Raw genomic sequence first — 22,346 nt, 5'->3', positions numbered from 1 at the left:
TTGTTGTATTACTTTCCACCACTAGACATTGAGATTCCGCGAATGAGATATTTTTGCAAAAGCAGAAACACTATCAAAAGGGGAAGCGACCCTAAGACACCTCGAGCCATTAGAGACCCTAATTCTGTGGCTTGGGCAAAATTACCCTGCATTGACGCCAACCCAGTTGTAATGGTGAACATCTCAGGCTTAGTGGCTGAAACAAGCGGCCATAAATAATCGTTCCAGCTCTGAACGAAGGTGAACGTCGCCAACGCTATCATGGAGGGAACAGCCATTGGCAGCATAACAGAATAAAAAACTTTCCATTGTGATGCACCGTCTACTCTAGCAGCCTCTTCCAGCTCGCTCGGCACTTGGCTAAAGAATTGTGTCATTATAAATACCCCGAGCGGGAAAGCTACACGAGGAATTATTAATGCGGTATAGGTATTATGCATATCCACATCCGCAAACATCATGAACAATGGGATAAACATAGCTTCTTTTGGTACCATCATCCCAGCTAGCGTAAGTGCGTACACGAATAAACGTCCCGGAAATTGCAATTTGGAAAAGGCATATCCTGCAGTTGCACAGACAAATACCGTAAGCAAGGTTGTAACCACAGTTACAAGTGCCGAGTTCATAAACCATTTCATGGTTAAGCTTGTGCTCAGCACATCTACATAGTTCTGCAAAGTGAACCCCTGCGGAAGGATGTGCTGAGAACTCACCTTCAATGCGTCATTCGGCGTTAAAGACAGGGAAAACATCCAGAGTAGTGGAAGTATCCACAACAGACAGACAACAACCATCACAAGCTGGTATGAACTCAATACACGCTTGTGGCTTCTAGAATTAGAACAGAGTATTTTCTTTCTCTTTGCCCCTTCGCGCCGCCCTTCTTGCTGCTGAAGTACCACCTTCATTGCATTTTCCTTTCACGAGACATGAGGAATTGGATAAGAGAAACCAAAACCATAACTACAAAGAGAAATAGCGACATTGCGGATGCATACCCTAACTGCATATCCCGGAATCCGGTTTGATAGATGTAACGAACTAAAACATCCGTGGTATTACCAGGGCCCCCACCGGTCATAATATTCACCTGACCAAAAATCTGGAAAGATGCAATAATCTGAGTAACCATGACGAGCAAGGACACATGGCTCAGACCCGGCAACGTGATATGGCGGAACCGTTGCCATTTACTAGCCCCGTCTAATTGCGCTGCTTCGTACAACGCGGGATCAATATCCTGAAGACCGGCTCCGAAGAGAATCATATTGAACCCAACAGTCCACCAAACAGTAGTAACGATAATCGCTCCCATAGCAAATCTCGGATCTGAAAGCCAAGCTATTGGCTCTCTCCCGAGGATCACACTTAATCTTCCAATCAATCCGCGTGAAGGATTAAGTAAATACCCCCAAATCAAAGTTGCTACCGAAACCGGCAAAACATAGGGGACAAATAACGCTGCTCTATACAATCCGTTAGTTTTCCGTTTGGGATTATTGAGGAGTAACGCGAATACTAATCCCAATCCAGCAATAATCGGGGTAGATACAACCGTAAACACAACGGTGTTTTTAAAGGCGTTCCAAAAGCGGGGATCATTCCAAGCCCCATTTTCTCCGGGATGAAATCCCATCAGCAGCGCAACAAGGACTGCGGATACTACCAATGCAATATCTCCGCTGGTACGACTTCGTCTCGTTCGCCAAGCCCAATAGGTAGCAAAAATCAGCAATAACAGCCTCACCATCCACTGAGCACTCAAAGACCATTGGATGTTTTGTCCACCAAACATCTTCAAATAGTTATCTAGACCTGACCATACCGGCGCATTGCCCAGTAATTGCCAATCGTAGAAACTCATCACTACGGCTTGGATGATGGGGTAAACGATAAACGCAAGGTAGAACAGCAAGAACGGTATGACAAAGCTGAAGTTAACCAACCATTCTTTACTTTTGTTCTTTGATGGTAAACGCATTATTCCTCGCTTCCTGCGGGCTGATTAAACCTGCGAGGCCGAATCTGATTATCAAAACTATTCCCCATAACAAACCGGTTAATTTGAGAGATAGGGATTTTAGGAACCCGGTCTTCTGTCAACAAGCCATTTGCCTCTTGAAGGGTGTCGGTGAGTTGTGTATAACACCACCCCGTGAGTACTGGTGACTTGTATAGAGCCTCAAAAAGCGACGAAACCCTTTCTTGAAACTCCTTAGCATTTGAGACTACGGCATACCCCCAGGAAGATTCTTCACCCACCGGTAGTGAAATTCCTCCGAATTCTGTAACCATCATCGGACGATCCCCTAAGTCCGCTGAAGAATTCAGCAGGATAGGTCTTCCTTGTGGGCCAATTCCATGAATGGTCTGATGGATATTACCAGCATCGCGGTACGCAATCTCCAATTCATTTGCGGTGGTTGCATAATCATGTGTGCTCACAATATCCGTATCAAGTTGCTCCCAACCGTCGTTAGCAACTACCAACCGGGTGGAATCCTTCGCCTTGGTTAATTCAACTATTGAGTTTACGAAGTGTCGTTGACTGCTATTAGTGGAAATCGTGTCAACCCCCCAACTTTCGTTGAAAGGAACCCAAACCACAATAGAAGGGTTAGAGGCATCACGGTCGAGTATTGAACTCCACTGTGACAGAGTCCAATTGATGGCTCGGCGGGAATACTCGAACGCCGCCGGAAACTCAGCCCACACCATAATTCCTAGGAAATCGGCCATGGCAAGATAGCGTCTATCTGGAGTACGCTGATGAATTCTAATTGTGTTGAATCCCATTTCGCGAACCAGTTCCAAGTCGCGCATTTGCGCATCGGAACTAGGTGCTGTGTAGTAACTTTGGCGCCAGTACCCTTGATCTAGAATTCCCCGAACGTAAACGGGCTTTCTATTAATCCGGAGATAGCCATCCTTAGTATCTACCGCACGAAGCCCCAAGTACGAGAGGACTTCGTCTGACTGAGAACCGACTTTCAACTCCAGTTGAGCGTCTATTAGATTTGGCGAGCTGGGGAACCAGAGCAACCTGTCCCATTCCGTTCGACTCCGTACCTGAGGAATTTCTAAAACTACAGTTGCGGATAGTCCTTGTATATCGGCTTGAACTGCGGCAATTTTTTCTCCCCGCAAACTTAAACCAACACGTAACTGTCCTTCTGAAACCCATTGCGAAAAGGCAATTTCAGCACTAACTGTCGCATTATCGAGATCAAATTTCCACCAAATTCTCTCTATTGCGTGGCTAGGAGCAGATTCTAGCCAAACATCTCGCCAAATCCCTGTAGACCGTCTATACCAGATATCATGTGGGTCATCGAGCCAATCCTGTTTTCCACGCGGTTGACTCTGATCAATCTTGTGGTCTTCTACCCTCACAACAATCTCATATTCTTCTTCTTCCGGAAGTTTTACAGAGAAAGAGGTGCCGCACCCAGTGTGCCTACATAAATGATGCCCATTCACCCACACATCAGCAACGAAATCAATGGCCTCAAAATTAAGATGCCATTCCTCGCTGTCTGGTTTTGGGGGAAAATCTTGACCCCTCAGTATCCGCCGATACCAAACCACGTCACAATCCGAAAAATCCGTAATTTCGGATAACTCACTTCCAGGGGGAAAAGGAATCAGTACTTCCCGATCAAATACTGTAGCGGAGTTAAACCAGCCTTCTTTAAGCCCTATATCCTCCGAGTCTTCCGCAAACTGCCAGTACCCATTCAAGCTAGTCCAGTTACTTCGACGTAGTTGAGGACGTGGGTACTCAAAACCCATTTTCAAATCATCGTTGATTGTCATATGAGTAGCCTAGTACACAATTTGCTACGTAGCAAACTAGATTTGGGGCTAATGCGGGCTAATGCCCATTTTGGGGTGCGGATTATTTTTCGGGTTTAAACAGGGGATATAGGACTTAAAAGACCCTTTGGGGCTAACACTGATTGAGGTAGCGGGGACGGTTAAATAAAAAATGGATCCAGGTTATGCCTGGATCCATTTTGCATTATTGCCCGCTACTTCTTGTTGCGGCGTTGGTGACGAGTCTTACGCAACAGCTTACGGTGCTTTTTCTTGGACATGCGCTTGCGGCGCTTTTTGATTACCGAGCCCACTAGGTTCTCCTTTTGCTTCTTGGTGCGCGCGCGGCGCAGATATTACCTTAAGGTATTTTTCTCGCCCTACTATACAACAACTTAAGCGGCGATTAACTATTGGCTACCCCTGAAGACTGTTCCCAGTCACCAAAACCCTGCCCCATCATCTGGTCGATGGCCGCAGCCGGTACCCGAAAAGATTTACCGACTCGAACTGCGGGGATATCACCGGCGTGGATCATCCGATAGACCGTCATCTTGGACACACGCATTAGTTCCGCGACCTCTGCCACTGTTACGAAGCGCGGAGCTTGCTGCTGTGCCATAATGTTCCGTCCTAATTTCGAATCCATGCCGGTTAGGGATTATTTATAAGCTTAAGCCGTTGACCTAGAAAAATTCTAGAGTTTCAGGCATCCATGTCTAAAAATACCCCAAGAGACCCACTTTTCTCAACTGCCACAGCAAAGTACCTAAAAAACCGGAAATTTTCGTTATTTTTTAGAGTTGCTTTAGTTATTTTTCTACTGATTTACTCTACTGGAAGCTATATTTTCCGGTATTGGTGCTGCGAAAATAATCCTGCCTACCTGTCCTAACCGAAAGTAGAAGCAGCGGGTTAATATCAAGGCAGGAATTATTTATTTTTAAAGGGGGTGCAATGGCAAAACAGCGGCGCGTTTCCAAGCGTGCGAAGGTCAGAGAATCACTAGACCATCTTGCCCGCACCTCCCCAGCACGGCTGGTAGTACTGGTGTTCGCAGTAATCATCCTGGTGATGACGCTACTGCTTTCTTTACCGATTGCCACCACCACCGGCAAACCCGCTCCCCTGGTCGACGCAGTCTTTACTTCCACCTCAGCAGTTTGTGTAACCGGCCTAACCGTAGTCAACACCGCTTCCTACTGGTCTTTATTCGGACAAATCGTGATCATGTTGGGGATCCTCATTGGCGGCCTGGGGGTAATGACCCTGGCATCGATATTGGCACTAGCGGTATCACGCCATATTGGACTAACCCAAAGAATGCTGGCCGCCATCGAAAAAACCGCTTCCCTCGGCAAAGTCGGCGCCCTGATCCGCACGGTGATCGTCACCTCACTGACTTGCGAATCAATTATTTTCATCGCGCTACTACCTCGCTTCTTAACCTTGAACGAGTCCGTTGGCTCCGCTATCTGGCACGCTCTGTTCCAGTCCATCTCCATTTTCAATAATGCGGGACTAATCAACCTACCCGAGGGAATAGATGCCCACCTGGGAGACTGGTGGATGATTACCCCGGTAATCCTGGGAACTTTCCTGGGCGCCCTGGGATTCCCAGTCATGTTAGACCTCAAAGAAAACTGGCGTTCCCCCCACAAACTTAGTTTGCATTCAAAACTAACTATCACTACCTACCTGGCCGTTTGGCTATTTACCGCGGTAGTAATCGCCTGTTCAGAATGGAATAACCGGGGAACTTTCGGCTCCATGAGCACTTCCGAATCCCTACAAACCTCGATTCTGTTCGGAGTGAACTCCCGCTCCTCCGGGATTAGCACCATTGACGTGGGACAAATGACCAGAGGATCCTGGTTCCTGCTGGACGTACTGATGTTTATTGGCGGGGGCTCCGCCTCCACCGCGGGAGGTATCAAAGTCTCCACCCTGGCAGTCATGATCTTGGCGATTATGGCGGAGGCTCGCGGGGATCGCGACGTAGAAGCCTTCCATCGCCGCATTCCCCCTTCGGTAGTGCGCCTGTCAGTGGCCGTGACCGGTCTGGGCGCCATCCTGGTGGTGACCGCTATCTTCTTCTTACTATCGGTAACGGACTATTCGATGGACGTTATCGGATTCGAAGTGATCTCTGCTTTCGCCACCGTAGGATTATCAACCGGAATCACCCCCGATTTACCGATTATCGGGAAATACTCACTGGTACTGCTAATGTTTGCGGGCAGAACTGGCACTATGACAGTGGCAGCGGCGCTCGCGCTGCGCGAGCGCCGGCGCGTAATCAGAATGCCCGAAGAACGTCCCATCATCGGATAGTTCTGCCGAGAGAACCTACAGTTTCTAGGATAGAAATTTAGTAGCGGGATACAGGTAGCAGAAACGCTCGAAACCCGCGCGAGATTAGCTACCCCGCGTCCTCTACAATCCCCAAAAGTCCCCGAAACCCCGATTTCGACTCCTAAAGCGGGTTATGGCATTTGCGCAAACTGCTCCAATAATTCAGCGTCACCAGAAACAATAATGATGTCGTTAGCATCCACCCGGGTTTGGGGAGCAGCATATTCAAAAGGCTCGCCGGGAGAGAGCACCCCAATCACCGTGACCCCATATTTAGAGCGAGTATCTAGTTCCGCCAAAGTAAAGCCGTGGCAGGCTTTGGGCGGACGCATTTTCACTACCGAGAAGCCCTTGCGATCCATCTCGATATAGTCCAGCATCTTGCCACCCACGAGGTGCGCGGTACGCACCCCAGCATCATATTCGGGGTAAACCACGTGATGAGCACCGATTCGCTTTAGAATCGACCCATGTTCTAGGGAAGTGGCTTTTGCCCAGATCGACCCGATTCCCAGATCCACCAAGTTCGCGGTGATCAGTACCGATGCCTCTAGGGCAGTCCCTACCCCCACTACGGCGGCTTGAAAATCGGTGGCGCCCAGCTGCTCTAAGGCTTCAGCGCTGGTAGCATCGGCCTGCACCACCGGCAAGCGCGACTGCCATTGGGTAACGATCCGCGGAGACTTTTCTACCGCCAACACTTCACGCTCTAGGCTCTCTAATGAGACGGCAACCGCCGAACCGAAACGCCCCAAACCGATAACTAGCACTCCAGATGCGCCAGTATCCCGTTTCGCCATCTGCGTCCTCCTTTTATCTCCAACTGTAGATAATCAAGCATTCTGCTTCCAGCCTACCCCGCTCGATTACTTCCTAGGCTTGGCGCGCTAAAGTTAGGGCATGGCCAAGGCAAAGATAAGCTATCAATGTTCAGAATGCGGCTGGCAATCTAGCAAGTGGCTGGGGCAATGCCGTAACTGTAAAGCTTGGGGAACGCTAGAGGAAAGCGTCCCGGCTGAGGAATCCGCACCCTCTCGCAATAAGATCGCAGGCAAAACTCCCAGAAATAAGGCTCTGCCCATCAGTGAAGTTGATATTGCTGACGCTAGATTCATCCCCACGGGGATCGGAGAACTAGACCGGGTACTCGGCGGCGGCCTAGTGGCAGGATCAGTGGTTTTATTGGCGGGCGAACCGGGGGTCGGCAAATCTACCCTCTTATTGGATGTTGCCGGAAAAGTGGCGTCCACCTGGTCAAACAAGTCGGTACTGTATATAACCGGGGAAGAATCTGCCGCACAGGTACGTCTGCGAGCAGAACGGATCGGCGCCCTGACCGATAATCTCTTACTGGCTGCGGAAACCGAATTGGAAAGCGTCCTGGGGCATATCGATCAATGCTCCCCTTCACTGGTGATTGCAGATTCGGTACAAACTATTGCCTCCGGCCAGGTCAGCGGGCAAGCCGGAAACGTGACCCAGGTACGGGCAGTCTGCTCGGCTCTAATCGAGGTAGCCAAAAGTCGCGGGATCCCGATCCTGCTGGTAGGACACGTAACTAAATCCGGTGGAATTGCCGGGCCGCGCGTTTTAGAACACCTAGTTGACGTAGTTACCCAGTTCGAGGGGGATCGTCATACCCGCTTGCGGCTGCTGCGGGCAGTTAAGAACCGCTATGGCGCAACCGATGAAGTTGGTTGTTTCGAACTGGTAGAGAAAGGAATTATCGGGTTAGCAGACCCTTCGGGACTATTTCTGTCACAGACTTCCTCGCGGGTACCCGGGACTTGCGTAACCGTAACCCTAGAGGGACGACGCCCGATGCCTACCGAAATCCAAGCCTTAGTGTCTCCGCTGGTGTCAGGGGGTTCAGCGCGGCGCACCACCTCGGGACTGGATTATTCGCGGGTGGCAATGACTCTAGCGGTATTGCAAGCCCGCCTGCGTCTCGCCCTTTCCCAATGTGACGTATATGTTTCCACCGTAGGAGGCGCCAAAACCAGCGAACCGGCAGTTGACTTGGCGGTGGCGTTAGCCATTACCAGCGCTACCAAGTCACGCCCTCCCCTAGAAAAAATGGTGGCTATCGGGGAGGTATCCTTAACCGGCGAAATCCGCGCTACCGTGGGCGTGGGGCAGCGCCTATCCGAGGCCGCGCGGCTAGGTTTTCGTCACGCTCTGATACCTCGCTTGGGAGCCGATGAAGTTACTGCCCCCAAAGGGATGAAACTACATCCGGTAACTAACCTGGCAGAAGCAGTAATGATCGCCCTGCCCGAGGGCGAGGCTACTTCAAAGTAAAGACGGCTTTCGCGTCGGCGATTTCTTTCCCATAGAGAACAGGAATAGCCCGGTAAGTGCCGGCCTGCGCCATATCGCTTTTCTCGCAACCGTTTGAAGTTTTCCCATCCCACTTGAGGGTGGTGTCATATTCCATGCCGGTTCCCAGCAGCAGTGGCTGTTCTTGAACCTTCCCCTGACATTTCCAAGATTCCCACACCGTATCTTCACCGGTAATAACTTTTACGCCCACCTTGTCTATAGCCCCATTCATAGTGCAAGGCTGATTACCTTTGGTGTTATGTAAAACTATTTTGAAGTTAACGCCCGCTCCCACCTGGTTTTCAGTCTTTTCCGGCTCCAATTTGTAGCTAATATTTGCCAGCTTACAGGTAGTGGGTTGCGTTACGACCTCTTTTTTGGCTTGTTCAGCTTGCGCACGCTGCTTGCTGTCATCGGCAGCCTGCATCCACGACCAGGCGAAACGAACAATTAATGCCACTAGAGCGATCAACACCGCCAAAATTAGCACTGCTACTAGCCGGCGTACCCAAAAAGTTGCTTGCGAAGGGCGTACCCGCTCGGAAGAGCGTCGGCGTTGATCTGGACTCATGCCCTTAGGTTACCCCAAGCCGCTAGGGGGAAGCCGGATTAACGCCACCGGGAACCCCATTTGCCCCCGGTGAGCCGTCATCGCCGTCATCGATAATGCACCAGGATTCAACTAGCAGCGCGACCACTAGTAGCGCCAGATTCACCAGCGCTAAAGCAATAGTGTTTCCCGCAAACGAACCCGCTATTTCCGCATGACGCAACTGGAACGCCAAGATCAACTGGGAAAGTAAATACCCCAAGAACAAAGCTGACCACACCGCGGAGGCTTGGGCTACCAACGCTACAATCGGGGCTTTCGCCAGCTGCATCCAGGAGGGTTTCCCGTCACGCAAACGCTTGACGGCCTGCCCAAAAATTGCGAGTACCACCGCCCCGCAAAATATCAGCACCGTGAGAATGGGGCTGAATTGCAAAGGCGTGCCCCCCATTTTCACTGCCAAATCGCTGAGGAAGAATCCCGCCAATAATGCCGTTGCCCCCAGGGCTAACAGGCTAAGTTTTCGCAGTGGCCGCATATTATTACTCGGAGTCCGCTAGCGGATCGAAAACTGCAGTAGGTTGTGCAGTTCGGTCTGTTTCCGGCTTGACCAGCGGGATCGCGCCAGTAGTGGTCGGACGCAGAATAGATTTGCGTTCCACCCGAGATTCGTCTTCCTCGCGAGCAGCACTACTATCGCTAGTTTGACCTGCCGTAATATCTAGCGGGAGCGGCTGCGGGGATTCTTCCGGAACTGGAATCGGACCGGTAACTAACCTACCGGCGTGACGGCCAGTGCCCCGCTTGATGGTTTCAGTTGGCTGTTCGTTGCTCGCTCCCTCGGTTGCCTCCATAACTTGGGAGGCGCCACCAGCAGCTTCTTGCTGACTGTCATTAGCTTCCCTAGTTTCGATGGTAGTTCCCGCTTCTGGGACGGTATTCTGCGCTGCAGCCGGATTTTTTTCCTCGTCGGCGCCCGTCTTGGCGCTTTCAGTCTGCGTTGGCGAGGAGGGCGGAGCGGGTACGGGAGGATTAGGCAGCGCTTGCCAGGAATGCTCAGATCCGACTGCATTTTCCGTCAGGTTGTCCGCTTGCTCAAAGTCTGGCATAAACTGCTCGGGATCTGCTTTCTCCCCTACAAAGAAAGCTTTAATCCGCTGCCACCAGCTCTTTTTCTTAGGCTTTGGCGCTATCGTTTCTTGCTTCTCAGGTATTTCTTCTGGTTCCTCATCTAAGATCACTGTTGCTTGGGGGCGATCATGACCCAGGTGCGGCAGGGGCAAAGAAGAGGATGGAGGAGTGGGCTGCGCGGAGGCGGTAGGAGGAAGTGGACGCGGGGGACCCTGGACAGAAGGCGCCTCCTCGGAAGCTGCAGGAAGCGGCGAACTAAGCTTATCCACCTGCGATACTTCTCCGGTAGGATGCAACTCTCGAGCATCGTCTAGTACTCGCGGTGGAACCGCAGGACGAGAAATTGCTGACCAACGCGGTAAGGGGATTGATCCCGTCCCCGCTTCGGTTAGCGGATGGTTATTGTCTATCCAATCGGGGTAGATCTCTTTTATTCCATCCCGATCCGGGGCATAGTCTGCCAAAACTACCACTTCGCCTACCCCGGTAAGTTCGGCTGCCGGGGCTACCAGCGACCAGGGTAAGAGCACAAAAGCGCGCTGACTAGCCCGCGGATGCGGCAGAGTCAAACGCTCATCCTTGCTGGTAACGCCTTGATAATCGATGATGTCTAAATCCAGAGTGCGTGCCCCCCAGCGCTCGCTTCGCACCCGGCCGTGCTCGTCCTCAAGATTTTGCAATACCTGCAAAAGCGCTAAAGGAGAAAGCATAGTGGAGAGGATTACTACCGCATTTAAGTAATCTGGTTGCTCTTCCTGGTCTTCGCTAAGTACCGGAGCTGTCCTCACCAGAGGAGAAACTTCAACTACCCCGATCCCATTAGTTTGCGACAATTGCGCAACTACTTCACGGAAGGTAGCAGAAACTTCTCCTAGGTTTCCTCCCATGGCCACTACCACTTGCCTAGGGGAGGTGGGAGCCTGTTCTAAAGGATTATCTGCTTCCTCGGGGGAAGTGTCTCCCGGTTCGGCGGCACCCTCCGCCGCGATCTCTGCCAGGGATAAGGGAGCGGTCTCTTCCAAAGGTTCTTCTTCCTCGGGAAGTAGATTCTCCAGACCCCGCCAAATGGTTACCTTTACGTCTTGTTTTTCTAGACCCAAAGGCGCCTCAGGTTTATGTAAACAGATCCGCACTGCCTGGACGTTTTCCAGTTCCAGAGTTTCTTCGGCAATCTGGGCAGCAACTTTTTCTAACAGGTCGCAAGGCGGGCCAGTAATAATTCGGCTAATCAGCGCCGATGTCTGCGAATAATCGACGGTATCTTCAATCCGGTCGCTAGCCCCGGCACCGTGCAGATCTAAGTAAATATCGGCGTCAACTAGAAATAGTTGACCGTCTTGGCGTTCATGATCGAGCATCCCATGCCGTCCACGTTCCTCAATCCCCACCAGACTAATGTGGTCGAGGTATTGCAAACGTTCACTGATTTCTTCTTGAGTTAGCGACATGCCGCTTCCCTCCACAGTTGCCCCACTGCGACCGCACTAGCTGAAGCCGCAACATTGTGTACCCGAACTGCCCAAACTCCACTCTCGGCGCAAAGCGCACTCACCGCGGTGGTAGCGTCCTCCCGCCGTCTGGCTCCCGCCTTAATCCCCGCGGGCAAAGCATTGTCCCAGCCGGTGGGAACCGCCATTTCTAAGAACCGTTTTCTGGAAGCCCCAATGAGCAAGGGATATCCCAGCTTTGCCAGTTGCTCTAGGTTACCCAATAGCTCCCAAGACTGCTCAGCGCTTTTTGCGAACCCTAAACCAGGATCTAGAATCAGACGCTTCAGATTAACTCCGGCACTTTCGCATGCCTCGATACGTTCTTTCAGACCTTGACAAACCCCGCCAGTTACGTCCCCGCCATAGTCACACAGGCTATCCATAGTTTTCGGGTTACCGCGCATATGTTGGCAAATATAGTAGGCATCGGTTTCGGCTACCACCTTAAGCATCCCCGGATCTAGGGTCCCCCCAGAAATATCATTAATGACCTGTACTCCGGCAGCTATGCCAGCGGCAGCAGTTTCCGCGTTGATGGTATCTAAAGAAATTGGCAGCGGGTTGCGAGATGCTTTTAAGTAACCGGCAATCACCGGCAGCACTCGACGTTGTTCTTGCGCGGGACTTAAAGACTCGGCTCCCGGCCGGGTGGATTCGCCACCAATATCGAGGATATCGGCACCTGCGGCTTCCAGCTCGAGGGCGTGGGCAATCGCTTTTTCAGGATTGAACCAATCGCCACCGTCAGAAAAAGAATCTGGAGTGACGTTAATGATCCCCATAACTCTGGTGCGTCCGGGCGTTAAAAAGTCAGGAATCTGGCGGATTGTCATGATTCTAGCCTACCTGGCATTAAACGTCCTTTTGGTCTGGAGGCGGGCAAAAGTAGCATTTCTCCATTCTTCCACCCGATAAAACGCCTAGACTAACTAGTTTTAGCGAATCAGGGAAAGCACTTCCGCCCGCGAGCGCGGGTCAGAACGCATAACCCCGCGCAGCGCTGAGGTAGTAGTACGCGCGCCCGGCTTCTTGATTCCGCGCATGGACATGCAAAGGTGCTCACCCTCGATAACTACCGCGGCTCCCCGCGGATCCAGTTTCTCCATTAAAGCATCCGCGACCTGCGCAGTGAGCCGTTCTTGTACCTGCAGGCGATGAGAGAATCCCTCTACTACCCGCGCTAGTTTCGATAGTCCCGTAATCCGGCCTTCACGGGGAATATAGGCCACGTGCGCTACCCCAAAGAAGGGCAACAGATGATGTTCGCACAGGGAGTAGAAAGGGATCCCCCGCACCATCACCATTTCCTCATCGTCCACGTGAAACTGTTTTTCGAGGGGTGCTGCCGGATCTGAGTGCATCCCAGAAATTATTTCTTTCCAGGCTCTACCCATCCGTGCCGGGGTTTCCTGCAGTCCTTCCCGATCGGGGTTCTCACCGATCGCGATCAGCAAATCGCGAATCGCCTTTTCTACTCCATCCTGGTTGTAACCCACTAGTTACTCGCCCTCTACCGCTAGATTTTCCGGAATCGGAGCCGTAGCCGGAGTTTGGGAACCAGCAATCGGTTTACCAAAAACCGCTCCGGGGACTGCCCCTTCTTGACCATAGGACCAAACGGTGCGTTCTGCCTGTTTTTGAACCGGAGAGAAGATCTCTTCTAGTTCTTCTTCTAGCAGGGTTTCCTTGTCAATTAGTCGGGCAGCTAAATCATCGAGAATCCCGCGATTGCGAGTAAGGATCTCCCAGGCTTCACGATTGGCAGTGTCTAGGAAGCTACGTACTTCTTCATCGATAGTGCTGGCCACTGTCTCGGAATAGTTTCTACTGGAGATACCATCGCGCCCCAAGAAAGGTTCGCTATCATCTTTACCGAGCTTTACCGGCCCTACCTTGTCGGACATACCGAAATCGGTTACGAGGCGGCGAGCAGTAGCGGTGGCCTTTTCAATATCGTTGGAGGCACCGGTGGAAGGATCCAGGAATACTAGCTCTTCAGCTACCCGCCCTCCCATGGCGTAAACCAGTTCATCTAACAGCTGGTTACGGGTGCGCGAATAGCGATCCTCAACCGGCATCACCATGGTGTATCCCAGGGCGCGTCCACGCGGCAGAATCGTAACCTTGGTGACCGGATCGGTATATCGCAAGGCAGCCGCACAAAGCGCGTGTCCGCCCTCATGATAGGCGGTAACCAATTTGTCGTGGTCATTCATAACTCGAGTGCGTCTTTGTGGCCCCGCAATTACCCGGTCGATTGCCTCATCAACTGCCCGCATATCGATCAGATCCGCATTAGAACGAGCGGTTAGCAAAGCAGCTTCGTTAAGCACATTTTCCAGGTCGGCACCGGTAAAGCCGGGAGTACGTTTCGCGATCTGTTCTAGATCCACATCGGTAGTCATCGGCTTACCTTTGGCGTGTACCTGTAGAATTGCTTTCCGTCCCTTGATATCGGGGGCATCCACGTTTATCTGCCGGTCAAAACGTCCCGGGCGCAGCAACGCCGGATCGAGTACATCGGGACGGTTGGTGGCGGCAATCAAAATGACGTTAGTGTTTTCGTCAAACCCGTCCATCTCTACCAGCAACTGGTTTAGGGTTTGTTCGCGTTCATCATTGCCACCGCCCATACCGGTGCCGCGGTGACGCCCCACCGCATCGATTTCGTCAACGAACACGATCGCCGGGGCGGACTCTTTAGCCTGGCTAAAGAGGTCGCGCACCCGCGAGGCGCCCACGCCCACGAACATTTCGACGAATTCCGAGCCGGACAGGGTGAAGAAGGGAACTTTCGCTTCCCCGGCTACCGCCTTGGCCAGCAAAGTTTTACCGGTTCCGGGCGGACCACACAGCAATACGCCTTTAGGGATCCGCGCCCCCAGGTTATGGAACTTCGCGGGATTGGCCAGGAACTCTTGAATTTCGCGGAGTTCCTCTACCGCTTCATCGGCTCCCGCCACATTGGCGAAAGTAATCTTGGGAGCGGAGGCGTCAAACTTTTTGAATTTGGATTTCCCAAATCCCATCATGCCGCCGCCCTGCATTCTGGACATCGCCCACCAGATCAGGGCAAAGAACAGTAGCAGCGGAATCATCATCTGTAAAAGCGCTGACCACCAAGAACCGGTCGGGAAAATCGAGTTATATCCCTTCTTCAGGTTCCCGTCCTGGATTAGTTCATTTACCTGTTCCGCCTGGGATTGCACAAAGGTAAAAGTGACCTCTTTCGTGGCGCCTTGCGGAATCATCTGGGCATCTTTCCCCAAGTTTTTGGGGGTGTACTTCTTCGATAATTCTAGCTTTACCTGCTGAGTGCCGTCATTGACTATCGCCCGCTCAACGGTTTTGCCTTTTAGTAGCGCTATCCCCTCGGAGGTGTCAATAACGGTAGGCGCCATTACCAGGGAGATCACCCAAAATACAGCGATTATTACTATCGCCGGGATCCCCCATTTCAGCCAAAATTTCTTATTTTCTTTTTTCTTCTTCGCCATTTATCGGTTTCATACCCTATTATCCGGTGCCGCCAGGCGGCGTTATTTCATAGAGACAAGCCTAAACGCTTTGGGCTCCAATTGCTTATTTTGGTCACCCTCAGCCGAATTTTACCCTCGCGAGGTACCGTTTCTTCCCAGTGCGCGGTTCAGTGAACCTGCTTGACCCACTATTGGTAAACATGCGGTGCGAGGGTTCCCACGAACGGGAGATTCCGGTACTTTTCTGCGTAATCCAGGCCGTACCCCACCACGAAATCATTGGGAATATCAAATCCCACGTATTTCACGTCAACTGCAACTTTCGCCGCCTCCGGTTTGCGCAGCAGGGCAGCGATTTCTACCGAGGCCGCACCCCGCGAAGAAAGGTTGCGGGTGAGCCAATCCAAAGTTAAGCCGGAATCAATCACGTCCTCTACTATCAACACGTCCCGTCCCCCCAGGTCGGAATCTAAGTCTTTGAGAATCCGCACCACTCCGGAGGATTTGGTAGAAGCCCCATAGGAGGAAACCGCCATCCAATCAATTTCTAGGGGGGTATGAATGAGGCGAGCCAGATCCGCCATCACCATCGTGGCTCCTTTGAGCACCCCGACTAATAAGATTTCTCGGCCGCGATAGTCGCGATCGATTTGGGTGGCCATTTCTTGCAGCTTGTCCGCGATTTGCTGCTCGCTGATCAATATCCGCTCCAGCGCATCGCCCATATCATTGGCGTCCATTTTCCCAGTCTATCCTCTCGATTGCGCGTGAAAGTAAAGTTCGTAGGTTCCTGTCACTCGGGTGCAGGTCACTTTCCCAGGCAGTTGGATCGGGCCGGTACCTCGGCGGTGGGTAGCCATAAAATCCACGGCATCTAGTTGAACTTTCCGCAGGTCTGAGGCTCGCGCCCCGGCCTTTAGCGCCGCCAGGCGCCACACCCGCTTTCGGATCGCCGCTGGTTGCGCAAGTAGCCCCTTGGTTTCCAGCGTTACATTCTCTCCCTCACCCCGCTGAGTCTTGGCAAACCAATCGGCAGCTAGGCTGTCTAAGGCATCCAAGTCTGCTTGCAGCAGGGCGGCAGTGCGGGCGAGGGCGGGGCGCGGATCTACCCCGAGGGCTTTTTCGAGGGCGGGTAAGGCGTGGTACCGCAGGGCTGACCGCCGCAGAGCCGTACCATCTGCAGCTCGAACTGGTCCTTCGGGATTGTTGGAAGGGTCGTCGATAAAAGATAGTCCCCCTTCGTGGCAAGCAGCTACGGTGTCGCGGCGGGGCAGCGCCAGGAGTGGTCGCAGATAGCCGGCGCGTCTAGCACTGTGTTCTCCGGCGCCCTCATCCCAGCTACGCATTCCCGCAATCGAGCGCGCGCCACTGCCACGTATCAGCCCCAAAAGCACAGTTTCTGCTTGATCGTCACGGGTATGCCCTAAAAGGATAAAAACATTTTCACCCAAAGAACCGTACCTGCTGGCGGCTTCTTCTAGAGCCTGGTAGCGCCTTTTGCGGGCATCACCTTCTTTGCCTTTACCGGCTATTTGCGCATCAGGAAGGGTGAGTAGCTCCACTTGGCTATACCCTAAGCCCGTCAGTATTTTTTGCACTTTTCGTGCTTGCGCACCCGATTCTGCGCGCCAACCATGATCAACGGTGACTGCTACTGGTTTAAATTCCCTCGAAGGTGCCAGACGAATAATAGCATCAGCGAGGGCGAGGGAATCAGCGCCGCCCGAACAAGCCACTACTAAGGTTGCCCGCGCATGGTGTTTTTCTAGATGTTTTAGCTGCGCGAGGACGGCTCTTTCTACCCGTCCTCGCGCGCCTTGCGGTTGCCGGGTCACAGACCTGCCAGTCCGTTTACGAAGTTATCGATGGCGCCGCGCGCGATTGTGCCGGTTCCCTCTTTGAAGGAATCAACAATCACACAGAAAGTGAGAGTTCTACCGGATTTAGTGGTCACGAGACCAGTGAGCGCCCGCGAGTTCTGCAAAGACCCGGTTTTTGCTCGTACATTACCGGCGCCGTTTGCCTGCAAATATCGATCGTGCAAGGTGCCATCTAGGGCTCCAATAGGAAGGGAGGCGACCAGCGGCCGCAGCTGGGGATCATCGCCGCGAGCAGCTTGTTGCATTAGCGCGGCTAATAGTTGCGGTTTAATCTGGTTTTCAGTGGATAGTCCTGAGCAATCATGATTGGCAAAAGCTGCACCCTCGAGTTTTAGATCATTTAAGACCTTTTGGGCAATTTTTATTTCCCCGGAAAAGTTCGTACCGGTTCCGGCTTTCGCTGCCGAAGCTCTGCACAGCACTTCTGCCAGCATATTGTTCGATTCTTTAAGGGTTTCATGCATAACTTCATGCAAGGGGGCACTTTTTACTTCCCCAATTTTGCGGGCATCGTTGGGGGTAGCGCCACGCTGGATCTGTCCCACCTTAATACCCTGGTCTTTTAGTCGCGCCGCGAACTGTTCCGCTGCCGAAAGTCCGGGGTCGGGCAAGTATCCGTATGACAGCTCGGGGTTAGCTAATCCGTTGTTGATCGCGATGGGGGTGGGCTTAGTTTCGTAATTGTCATTGCCTTGGGCTTGCCAGTTCGCAAGCGGATTTTGATCCCCGAAAGCACTCTCGTCCAAGAATAACTGCACCGTAGTAGTTTTCTTGTCTTTGAGTTTTTGCGTGGTTTGAGCCGCCAAGTCTGCTAGTCCGGCATGTCCGGCAGTGGCAGCGGGATTTCCAGAACCTGCCGATAATAGCTGATCCCCGTTTCCTCGTAAGAATAGTTTTTCGCCTGCCAAGTGCGTCGAAGTAGTGAAACGGTAATCGGGTCCGAGAGTTTTCAAGGCAGTTGCCGCTGCCACGATTTTACTGGAAGAGGCGGGGGTCATTAGCTGGTCGGCGTTTACTTGGCCAAGAGTTTTCCCGCTGGCGGTGTCTATTACTATCGCGCCGACTCTGCTTCCCGTCGCCACCGGCATCTTGGCGGCCGGGTCGTTGCTATCAGGATTTGGGGGCAAACCGTTTTGCGCTTGGGCGACCAGCTGTTGCATTAGAGGCTGGACTTGCGCCGCGGTAATTTTCGCAGCGTGTTCATTTATTCCTATTACTTCCTTATTGCCGGCATCCGTAAGACTAATCTCCACGGTTTCGGGCATGTCTACCGATTCATTTTCTAAGGTTAGAATCCCTGGCACTAGGTTGTAGGCGTCCAAAACGCCATAACCGACGCCGCTTGCCACCATCGCTACCAGGAGAATTAGCGGTAAAAGTACAGATTTTCGCATTCTTCCCCTCGTTTATGAATTTTCCACGTATTCTTAAATATAAAGCAGATGCCACGACTTCGGCGGTAATACTTTTGCCCCGATTGTCGCACACTTAGCCTATTTGGGCGGGAAGGGGAAAGACACATGGAATTTGATGTGACCATTGAGATTCCGAAAGGAAACCGTAATAAATACGAGGTTGATCACGGTACTGGCCGCATCCGTCTGGATCGTATGCTTTTTACTTCCACTCGCTACCCCGATGACTATGGATTCATTGATGGCACCTTAGGCGAGGACGGAGATCCTTTGGATGCCCTGGTGGTCTTAGAAGAATCCACTTTCCCCGGCTGCGTGATCCGTTGCCGGCCACTGGGGATGTTCCGGATGCGCGATGAGAACGGTGGTGACGATAAGGTTTTATGTGTTCCTGCTGCTGATCAGCGCGCCTCTTGGCGTACCGAGATTGAAGATATTTCTGAGTTTCACCGCCTAGAAATTCAGCACTTCTTTGAGGTTTATAAAGATTTGGAACCAGGTAAATCTGTTGAGGGCGCCCATTGGGTAGGACGTAAAGAAGCTGAGGAAGAAATCCGGCGTTCGCGTGAGCGAATGAAGCAGTGGGAAGCAGAAAATGGAAAGAAGTATTTTGGCCTAGTCGCTGATTTCTTTGACGGACAGATAACCGAGTAATTTCCTGCCTGCCAGACACGCGGAAAACGCCGATAACCTCAGATAGTGATATATTTCACTTTACGGCGTTTTCCGCGTGTTTCTTTTTGTAAATTAACTATACCCCCTTGAAAAGTAGCATTTTTAATCTAAATCTCCTCCGATCTAGCCCTTGTTACACCTGTTGTTAATGTGAATTTTGTTGTTAGAGGTACGAAAGCGCGGTATTGTGGCAGTTAGTCCGACTTATAACTCCCAAAGTCGCTCTAGGAGGAAAGCTATGAAGCCCCACAATTTTGCGGGACAAAAAGCTGGTAAAAGGGCATTGGTCATTGCGGCCAGTTTCGCTCTAACAGCTTCCGCTTCAATTTTTGCACCCGTAGCATTTGCTTCACCTGCAGATGACAAGGTGGAAGCAGCTAAGGCTGCAGAAACTGATGCCGCTAACTCGGTAGCCGCTATCGAGGCACAACTTGCTCAGGTCAGTGCCCAGACTCAGGACGCCCGCGATCTAGCCGAGGAAGCTGAAGCCGGCTACAACGATGCCATCTCTAACCTGGTAGTCGCCAAGCAGGCAGCAGATAAGACTGCCCAGGATTCTCAAGAGGCACAAGAAAAAGTGGAGCAAGCTCGCAAGGCTTTAGCCGGCCTAGCACGCACTGTTTACACCACCCAGGGATCACTTTCTTCGCTCACTCCCTACCTGAACGCTGACGGTCTGCAGACTGTGGAAATGAGGAAGGTCTCCGTCGAGCTATTTGGCTCGAAGGCGGATTCCCAGATGCGGACTTTTGACTCGATTGCCAAAGTTGCCAGCGTCCTGCAAGAACGTGCCAGCCAGGCGAAACAAGATCGAGAGCAGGCGGCTAACGAACTTAAAACCCAAAAGGACGCAGCCGACCAACTTAAGGCTGCCTCTGAGAAACAGCTTGCCGATTTGGGTGCGCAGCGTGAGGAGCTAATTAAGCAGCTAGCGGCCGCGCGCGGAGTGACTGAGCAGGCTGAGAAAGAACGCCAAGCACAGATCGAAGCGGAGCGGAAGGCGCGCGAAGAGGCTGCTGCCCAGGCTGCCCTGAAAGCTGCGGAAGAAAAAGCCCGTAAAGAGGCAGAGCAACAAAAAGCCCGGGAGGAAGCAGCTAAGAGGCAAGCCCAGGAGCAAAAGGAAACCAATAATAGTTCTCCGGCTCCGAAACAAACTTCTACCAGCAAACCCGCCAAAAAGAGCCAGTCGAAAGCTACCAACAAGACTGCAAAAAAGGCGACTAATCAGAAATCGACTTCGCGCGGTAGCGCCTCTCGCTCCGAAATTATTTCCTATGCGAAGAAGTTCATCGGGGTTCCCTACGTATGGGGCGGTTCCACCCCCAAAGGCTTTGATTGCTCGGGACTGACCTCCTACGTATATAAGAACGCTGCCGGGATCACGCTGCCGCGGCGGGCAAAACACCAACGCGGAGCCGGAAAGTTTGTTTCCAGATCTCAGGCACTACCGGGCGATATGGTGAACTACTCCAGTCACGTCGGGATCTACCTAGGTAATGGCTATATGATCCACGCTCCTAAACCGGGAGATAGGGTCAAGATCGCCCGGGTTTACGGAAATCCCGTATACGTGCGAGTGCTCTAAAACGATACCTCGCGGTAATTAACTAAAAATTAAAATGCCAGGCGGCGGCGCGGAAGGATAATCCCCGCGCCGCCGCCGTTTATCAGCAAATCAAGATAATTTATGTTGAAAAGTTAACAAGAAGATAACAATTCTTAATTTGGCTCTTCCTTTCTAAGGCACTAACTGATACTGTAGAGATGTTCATCGGAAACGTTTCCGACGAAGGGCGGAACAACCCGCACCTACTGATCGACGGTCCAAAGGGGGACGTTAATGTCAAGAAAGACTCGTATTCTGGCAACCTTTGTTGCCAGTGCTTTTGCGTTGACCGGCTTGGGAGCCTGCTCTTCAGGCTCTGGTGCTGACGACGGTAAAGGCAAAGTTTATATGTTGAACTGGAAACCGGAGCAGGAAAAAGCCTTTAAGAAAATTGCTGAGACCTATACCAAAGACAAGGGCGTAGAGGTCAAAGTCCAAACCGTAGGTTCCGGAAACTACGAACAGCAACTAAAGTCTGAAATCGCTAAATCTGATGCTCCTACCCTGTTCAACGTAAACGGTCCGGTCGGCTTAAAGAGCTGGCAAAAATACACTGCGGATCTGACCGACACTAAGTTTGCCAAGGATCTCAATGATCCCAACCTGGCATTGAAGGGCGAGGATGGCAAGATTTACGGGGTGCCTTTGGCAGTAGAAGGCTACGGCATTGTCTATAACCAAGAGATTCTGGACAAGTACTTCGCAATGCCGGGCGCCAAAGCCACTAAGGTAGATGAAATCAATAACTTCGCCAAACTGAAAGAAGTTGTTGAGGATATGCAAGCCCATAAGGCAGACCTGGGAATTGAGGGCGTGTTTGCCTCCACGTCGCTCGCTAAAGGTGAAGATTGGCGTTGGCAGACCCACCTGTCCAACATTCCCATGTACTACGAGTACCAGGACGACAAGGTAACCGATAAAGACAAGGCAGAATTCAAGTACAACAAAGAGTTCAAGAATATTTTCGACCTCTACTTGGATAACTCCACTGTTGACCGCAAGCTAACTCCTAACAAGAACGTAGCCGACTCCATGGCTGAGTTTGCGCAGGGCAAAGCGGCTATGGTGCAAAACGGTAACTGGGCTTGGAGCCAGGTCGCCGAAGAGAAAGGCAACGTAGTTAAAGAAGACAAGATTAAGATGCTGCCTATCTACACCGGTCACAAGGGTGAAGAAAAGCAGGGTCTGGCCGTAGGTACCGAAGCCTTCATGGCAGTTAACGCTAAAGCCTCCGAGGCCGATCAAAAGGCCACCATTGATTTCATCAACTGGCTCTTCAGCGACGCCCAAGGCAAAAAGGCAGTAGTCGAAGACCTAGGCTTCATCGCTCCTTTCAAGTCCTTCTCTGCTGACGAGATTCCGAACGATCCGTTAGCCAAGGAAATTGCGGCTTCCCTAAGCAACGACAAGCTGAAGACCGTACCGTGGGTATTCACCACTTACCCGTCACAGAAGTTTAAAGATGACTTTGGCCAGGATCTGGGACAGTACGCCATTGGCAACCTGGACTGGGACAAGGTAGTTAAGAACTTCCAAGACGGCTGGGCCGCCGAAAAGAGATAACTGAGACATAACCTCGGTTAGATAAAAGAGGGCGAATGCCCTACCAGGGACAAGGTGGCAG

The 22,346-nt window shown here is 51.9% G+C and carries 20 protein-coding genes; 5 read left to right on the top strand and 15 right to left on the bottom strand.

The window, feature by feature from the left end; genetic code table 11:
- Positions 1-8: 8 nt before the first annotated feature.
- From ACZ5BI_RS00775 to ACZ5BI_RS00755, 5 genes are all read right to left on the bottom strand, one after another.
- Complete coding sequence (locus ACZ5BI_RS00775) at positions 9-911, bottom strand: carbohydrate ABC transporter permease (RefSeq protein ID WP_316076446.1); 903 nt, start codon at positions 909-911, stop codon at positions 9-11.
- Entirely contained in the window at positions 908-1,984 is a 1,077-nt protein-coding gene (locus tag ACZ5BI_RS00770; RefSeq protein WP_464896404.1) for a carbohydrate ABC transporter permease, read from the bottom strand. The genes ACZ5BI_RS00775 and ACZ5BI_RS00770 overlap by 4 nt, the downstream gene beginning before the upstream one ends.
- Complete coding sequence (locus tag ACZ5BI_RS00765; RefSeq protein WP_464896403.1) at positions 1,984-3,819, bottom strand: glycoside hydrolase family 2 protein; 1,836 nt, start codon at positions 3,817-3,819, stop codon at positions 1,984-1,986. The genes ACZ5BI_RS00770 and ACZ5BI_RS00765 overlap by 1 nt, the downstream gene beginning before the upstream one ends.
- 215 nt (positions 3,820-4,034) lie before the next feature.
- On the bottom strand, positions 4,035-4,100 hold the full coding sequence (locus ACZ5BI_RS00760) for a 30S ribosomal protein bS22 (RefSeq protein ID WP_434533527.1): 66 nt from the start codon (positions 4,098-4,100) through the stop codon (positions 4,035-4,037).
- 125 nt (positions 4,101-4,225) lie between these two features.
- A complete protein-coding gene (locus tag ACZ5BI_RS00755) occupies positions 4,226-4,441 on the bottom strand; it encodes a helix-turn-helix domain-containing protein (protein ID WP_024059667.1) in 216 nt (71 codons plus the stop codon).
- Positions 4,442-4,776: 335 nt separating this feature from the next.
- Between ACZ5BI_RS00755 and ACZ5BI_RS00750 the strand changes: the two genes are divergently transcribed.
- On the top strand, positions 4,777-6,153 hold the full coding sequence (locus ACZ5BI_RS00750) for a TrkH family potassium uptake protein (protein WP_316086434.1): 1,377 nt from the start codon (positions 4,777-4,779) through the stop codon (positions 6,151-6,153).
- A 152-nt stretch (positions 6,154-6,305) separates the two neighbouring features.
- On the opposite strand, the gene ACZ5BI_RS00745 is transcribed toward ACZ5BI_RS00750, so the two are convergent.
- Positions 6,306-6,974: a potassium channel family protein gene (locus tag ACZ5BI_RS00745; protein WP_464896402.1), complete on the bottom strand. Its 669-nt coding sequence runs from the start codon at positions 6,972-6,974 to the stop codon at positions 6,306-6,308.
- Positions 6,975-7,074: 100 nt separating this feature from the next.
- Here ACZ5BI_RS00745 and radA point away from each other — a divergent pair, with 100 nt between their 5' ends.
- Entirely contained in the window at positions 7,075-8,475 is a 1,401-nt protein-coding gene (gene radA, locus ACZ5BI_RS00740; RefSeq protein WP_464896401.1) for a DNA repair protein RadA, read from the top strand.
- Here the strand turns inward: radA and ACZ5BI_RS00735 are convergent.
- The 9 genes from ACZ5BI_RS00735 to dacB all read right to left on the bottom strand — a co-directional run bounded on the left by ACZ5BI_RS00735 (position 8,462) and on the right by dacB (position 18,420).
- Positions 8,462-9,067, bottom strand: a complete 606-nt coding sequence (locus tag ACZ5BI_RS00735; protein ID WP_278611856.1) for a hypothetical protein — start codon at positions 9,065-9,067, stop codon at positions 8,462-8,464. The two genes, radA and ACZ5BI_RS00735, sit on opposite strands and share 14 nt — an antisense overlap.
- Before the next feature lie 22 nt (positions 9,068-9,089).
- Complete coding sequence (locus tag ACZ5BI_RS00730; protein ID WP_278608498.1) at positions 9,090-9,584, bottom strand: DUF3180 family protein; 495 nt, start codon at positions 9,582-9,584, stop codon at positions 9,090-9,092.
- A 4-nt stretch (positions 9,585-9,588) separates the two neighbouring features.
- A complete protein-coding gene (folK, locus tag ACZ5BI_RS00725) occupies positions 9,589-11,625 on the bottom strand; it encodes a 2-amino-4-hydroxy-6-hydroxymethyldihydropteridine diphosphokinase (RefSeq protein WP_464896400.1) in 2,037 nt (678 codons plus the stop codon).
- Positions 11,616-12,500 (bottom strand): dihydropteroate synthase, encoded by an 885-nt coding sequence (gene folP, locus ACZ5BI_RS00720; protein ID WP_464896399.1) that lies wholly within the window; start codon positions 12,498-12,500, stop codon positions 11,616-11,618. Before folP ends, folK begins: the two co-directional genes overlap by 10 nt.
- Before the next feature lie 102 nt (positions 12,501-12,602).
- Entirely contained in the window at positions 12,603-13,163 is a 561-nt protein-coding gene (gene folE / locus ACZ5BI_RS00715) for a GTP cyclohydrolase I FolE (RefSeq protein WP_464896398.1), read from the bottom strand.
- Between the two features lie 3 nt (positions 13,164-13,166).
- Positions 13,167-15,164: an ATP-dependent zinc metalloprotease FtsH gene (gene ftsH / locus ACZ5BI_RS00710; protein ID WP_278611863.1), complete on the bottom strand. Its 1,998-nt coding sequence runs from the start codon at positions 15,162-15,164 to the stop codon at positions 13,167-13,169.
- 170 nt (positions 15,165-15,334) lie between these two features.
- Positions 15,335-15,886 (bottom strand): hypoxanthine phosphoribosyltransferase, encoded by a 552-nt coding sequence (gene hpt / locus ACZ5BI_RS00705; protein ID WP_024059657.1) that lies wholly within the window; start codon positions 15,884-15,886, stop codon positions 15,335-15,337.
- 9 nt (positions 15,887-15,895) lie between these two features.
- Positions 15,896-16,981, bottom strand: a complete 1,086-nt coding sequence (gene tilS, locus ACZ5BI_RS00700; protein WP_464896397.1) for a tRNA lysidine(34) synthetase TilS — start codon at positions 16,979-16,981, stop codon at positions 15,896-15,898.
- Complete coding sequence (gene dacB / locus ACZ5BI_RS00695) at positions 16,978-18,420, bottom strand: D-alanyl-D-alanine carboxypeptidase/D-alanyl-D-alanine endopeptidase (RefSeq protein WP_464896396.1); 1,443 nt, start codon at positions 18,418-18,420, stop codon at positions 16,978-16,980. The genes tilS and dacB overlap by 4 nt, the downstream gene beginning before the upstream one ends.
- Positions 18,421-18,546: 126 nt before the next feature.
- Here dacB and ACZ5BI_RS00690 point away from each other — a divergent pair, with 126 nt between their 5' ends.
- The 3 genes from ACZ5BI_RS00690 (at position 18,547) to ACZ5BI_RS00680 (ending at position 22,285) form a co-directional block, all read left to right on the top strand.
- Complete coding sequence (locus ACZ5BI_RS00690) at positions 18,547-19,095, top strand: inorganic diphosphatase (protein ID WP_238128376.1); 549 nt, start codon at positions 18,547-18,549, stop codon at positions 19,093-19,095.
- A 259-nt stretch (positions 19,096-19,354) separates the two neighbouring features.
- Positions 19,355-20,701: a C40 family peptidase gene (locus tag ACZ5BI_RS00685; protein ID WP_464896395.1), complete on the top strand. Its 1,347-nt coding sequence runs from the start codon at positions 19,355-19,357 to the stop codon at positions 20,699-20,701.
- 255 nt (positions 20,702-20,956) lie between these two features.
- Positions 20,957-22,285 (top strand): ABC transporter substrate-binding protein, encoded by a 1,329-nt coding sequence (locus ACZ5BI_RS00680; RefSeq protein WP_464896394.1) that lies wholly within the window; start codon positions 20,957-20,959, stop codon positions 22,283-22,285.
- The last annotated feature ends 61 nt before the right edge of the window (positions 22,286-22,346 follow it).

It is taken from the genome of Varibaculum sp. GTC20041, assembly GCF_055387755.1.
The sequence above is the reverse complement of the archived record's forward strand: the minus strand, read 5'-3'. Positions and strand labels throughout refer to the sequence as shown.

Bases quoted from the DNA above. Each gene is read 5' to 3' on its own strand.
- ACZ5BI_RS00755 (WP_024059667.1), bottom strand. From the start codon at position 4,441: ATGGCACAGCAGCAAGCTCCGCGCTTCGTAACAGTGGCAGAGGTCGCG.
- dacB (WP_464896396.1), bottom strand. From the start codon at position 18,420: ATGCGAAAATCTGTACTTTTACCGCTAATTCTCCTGGTAGCGATGGTG.
- ACZ5BI_RS00685 (WP_464896395.1), top strand. From the start codon at position 19,355: ATGAAGCCCCACAATTTTGCGGGACAAAAAGCTGGTAAAAGGGCATTG.
- ACZ5BI_RS00765 (WP_464896403.1), bottom strand. From the start codon at position 3,819: ATGACAATCAACGATGATTTGAAAATGGGTTTTGAGTACCCACGTCCT.
- radA (WP_464896401.1), top strand. From the start codon at position 7,075: ATGGCCAAGGCAAAGATAAGCTATCAATGTTCAGAATGCGGCTGGCAA.
- ACZ5BI_RS00745 (WP_464896402.1), bottom strand. From the start codon at position 6,974: ATGGCGAAACGGGATACTGGCGCATCTGGAGTGCTAGTTATCGGTTTG.
- ACZ5BI_RS00735 (WP_278611856.1), bottom strand. From the start codon at position 9,067: ATGAGTCCAGATCAACGCCGACGCTCTTCCGAGCGGGTACGCCCTTCG.
- ACZ5BI_RS00730 (WP_278608498.1), bottom strand. From the start codon at position 9,584: ATGCGGCCACTGCGAAAACTTAGCCTGTTAGCCCTGGGGGCAACGGCA.
- ACZ5BI_RS00690 (WP_238128376.1), top strand. From the start codon at position 18,547: ATGGAATTTGATGTGACCATTGAGATTCCGAAAGGAAACCGTAATAAA.
- ftsH (WP_278611863.1), bottom strand. From the start codon at position 15,164: ATGGCGAAGAAGAAAAAAGAAAATAAGAAATTTTGGCTGAAATGGGGG.
- ACZ5BI_RS00770 (WP_464896404.1), bottom strand. From the start codon at position 1,984: ATGCGTTTACCATCAAAGAACAAAAGTAAAGAATGGTTGGTTAACTTC.
- hpt (WP_024059657.1), bottom strand. From the start codon at position 15,886: ATGGACGCCAATGATATGGGCGATGCGCTGGAGCGGATATTGATCAGC.
- ACZ5BI_RS00775 (WP_316076446.1), bottom strand. From the start codon at position 911: ATGAAGGTGGTACTTCAGCAGCAAGAAGGGCGGCGCGAAGGGGCAAAG.
- ACZ5BI_RS00750 (WP_316086434.1), top strand. From the start codon at position 4,777: ATGGCAAAACAGCGGCGCGTTTCCAAGCGTGCGAAGGTCAGAGAATCA.
- ACZ5BI_RS00680 (WP_464896394.1), top strand. From the start codon at position 20,957: ATGTCAAGAAAGACTCGTATTCTGGCAACCTTTGTTGCCAGTGCTTTT.
- folP (WP_464896399.1), bottom strand. From the start codon at position 12,500: ATGACAATCCGCCAGATTCCTGACTTTTTAACGCCCGGACGCACCAGA.
- folK (WP_464896400.1), bottom strand. From the start codon at position 11,625: ATGTCGCTAACTCAAGAAGAAATCAGTGAACGTTTGCAATACCTCGAC.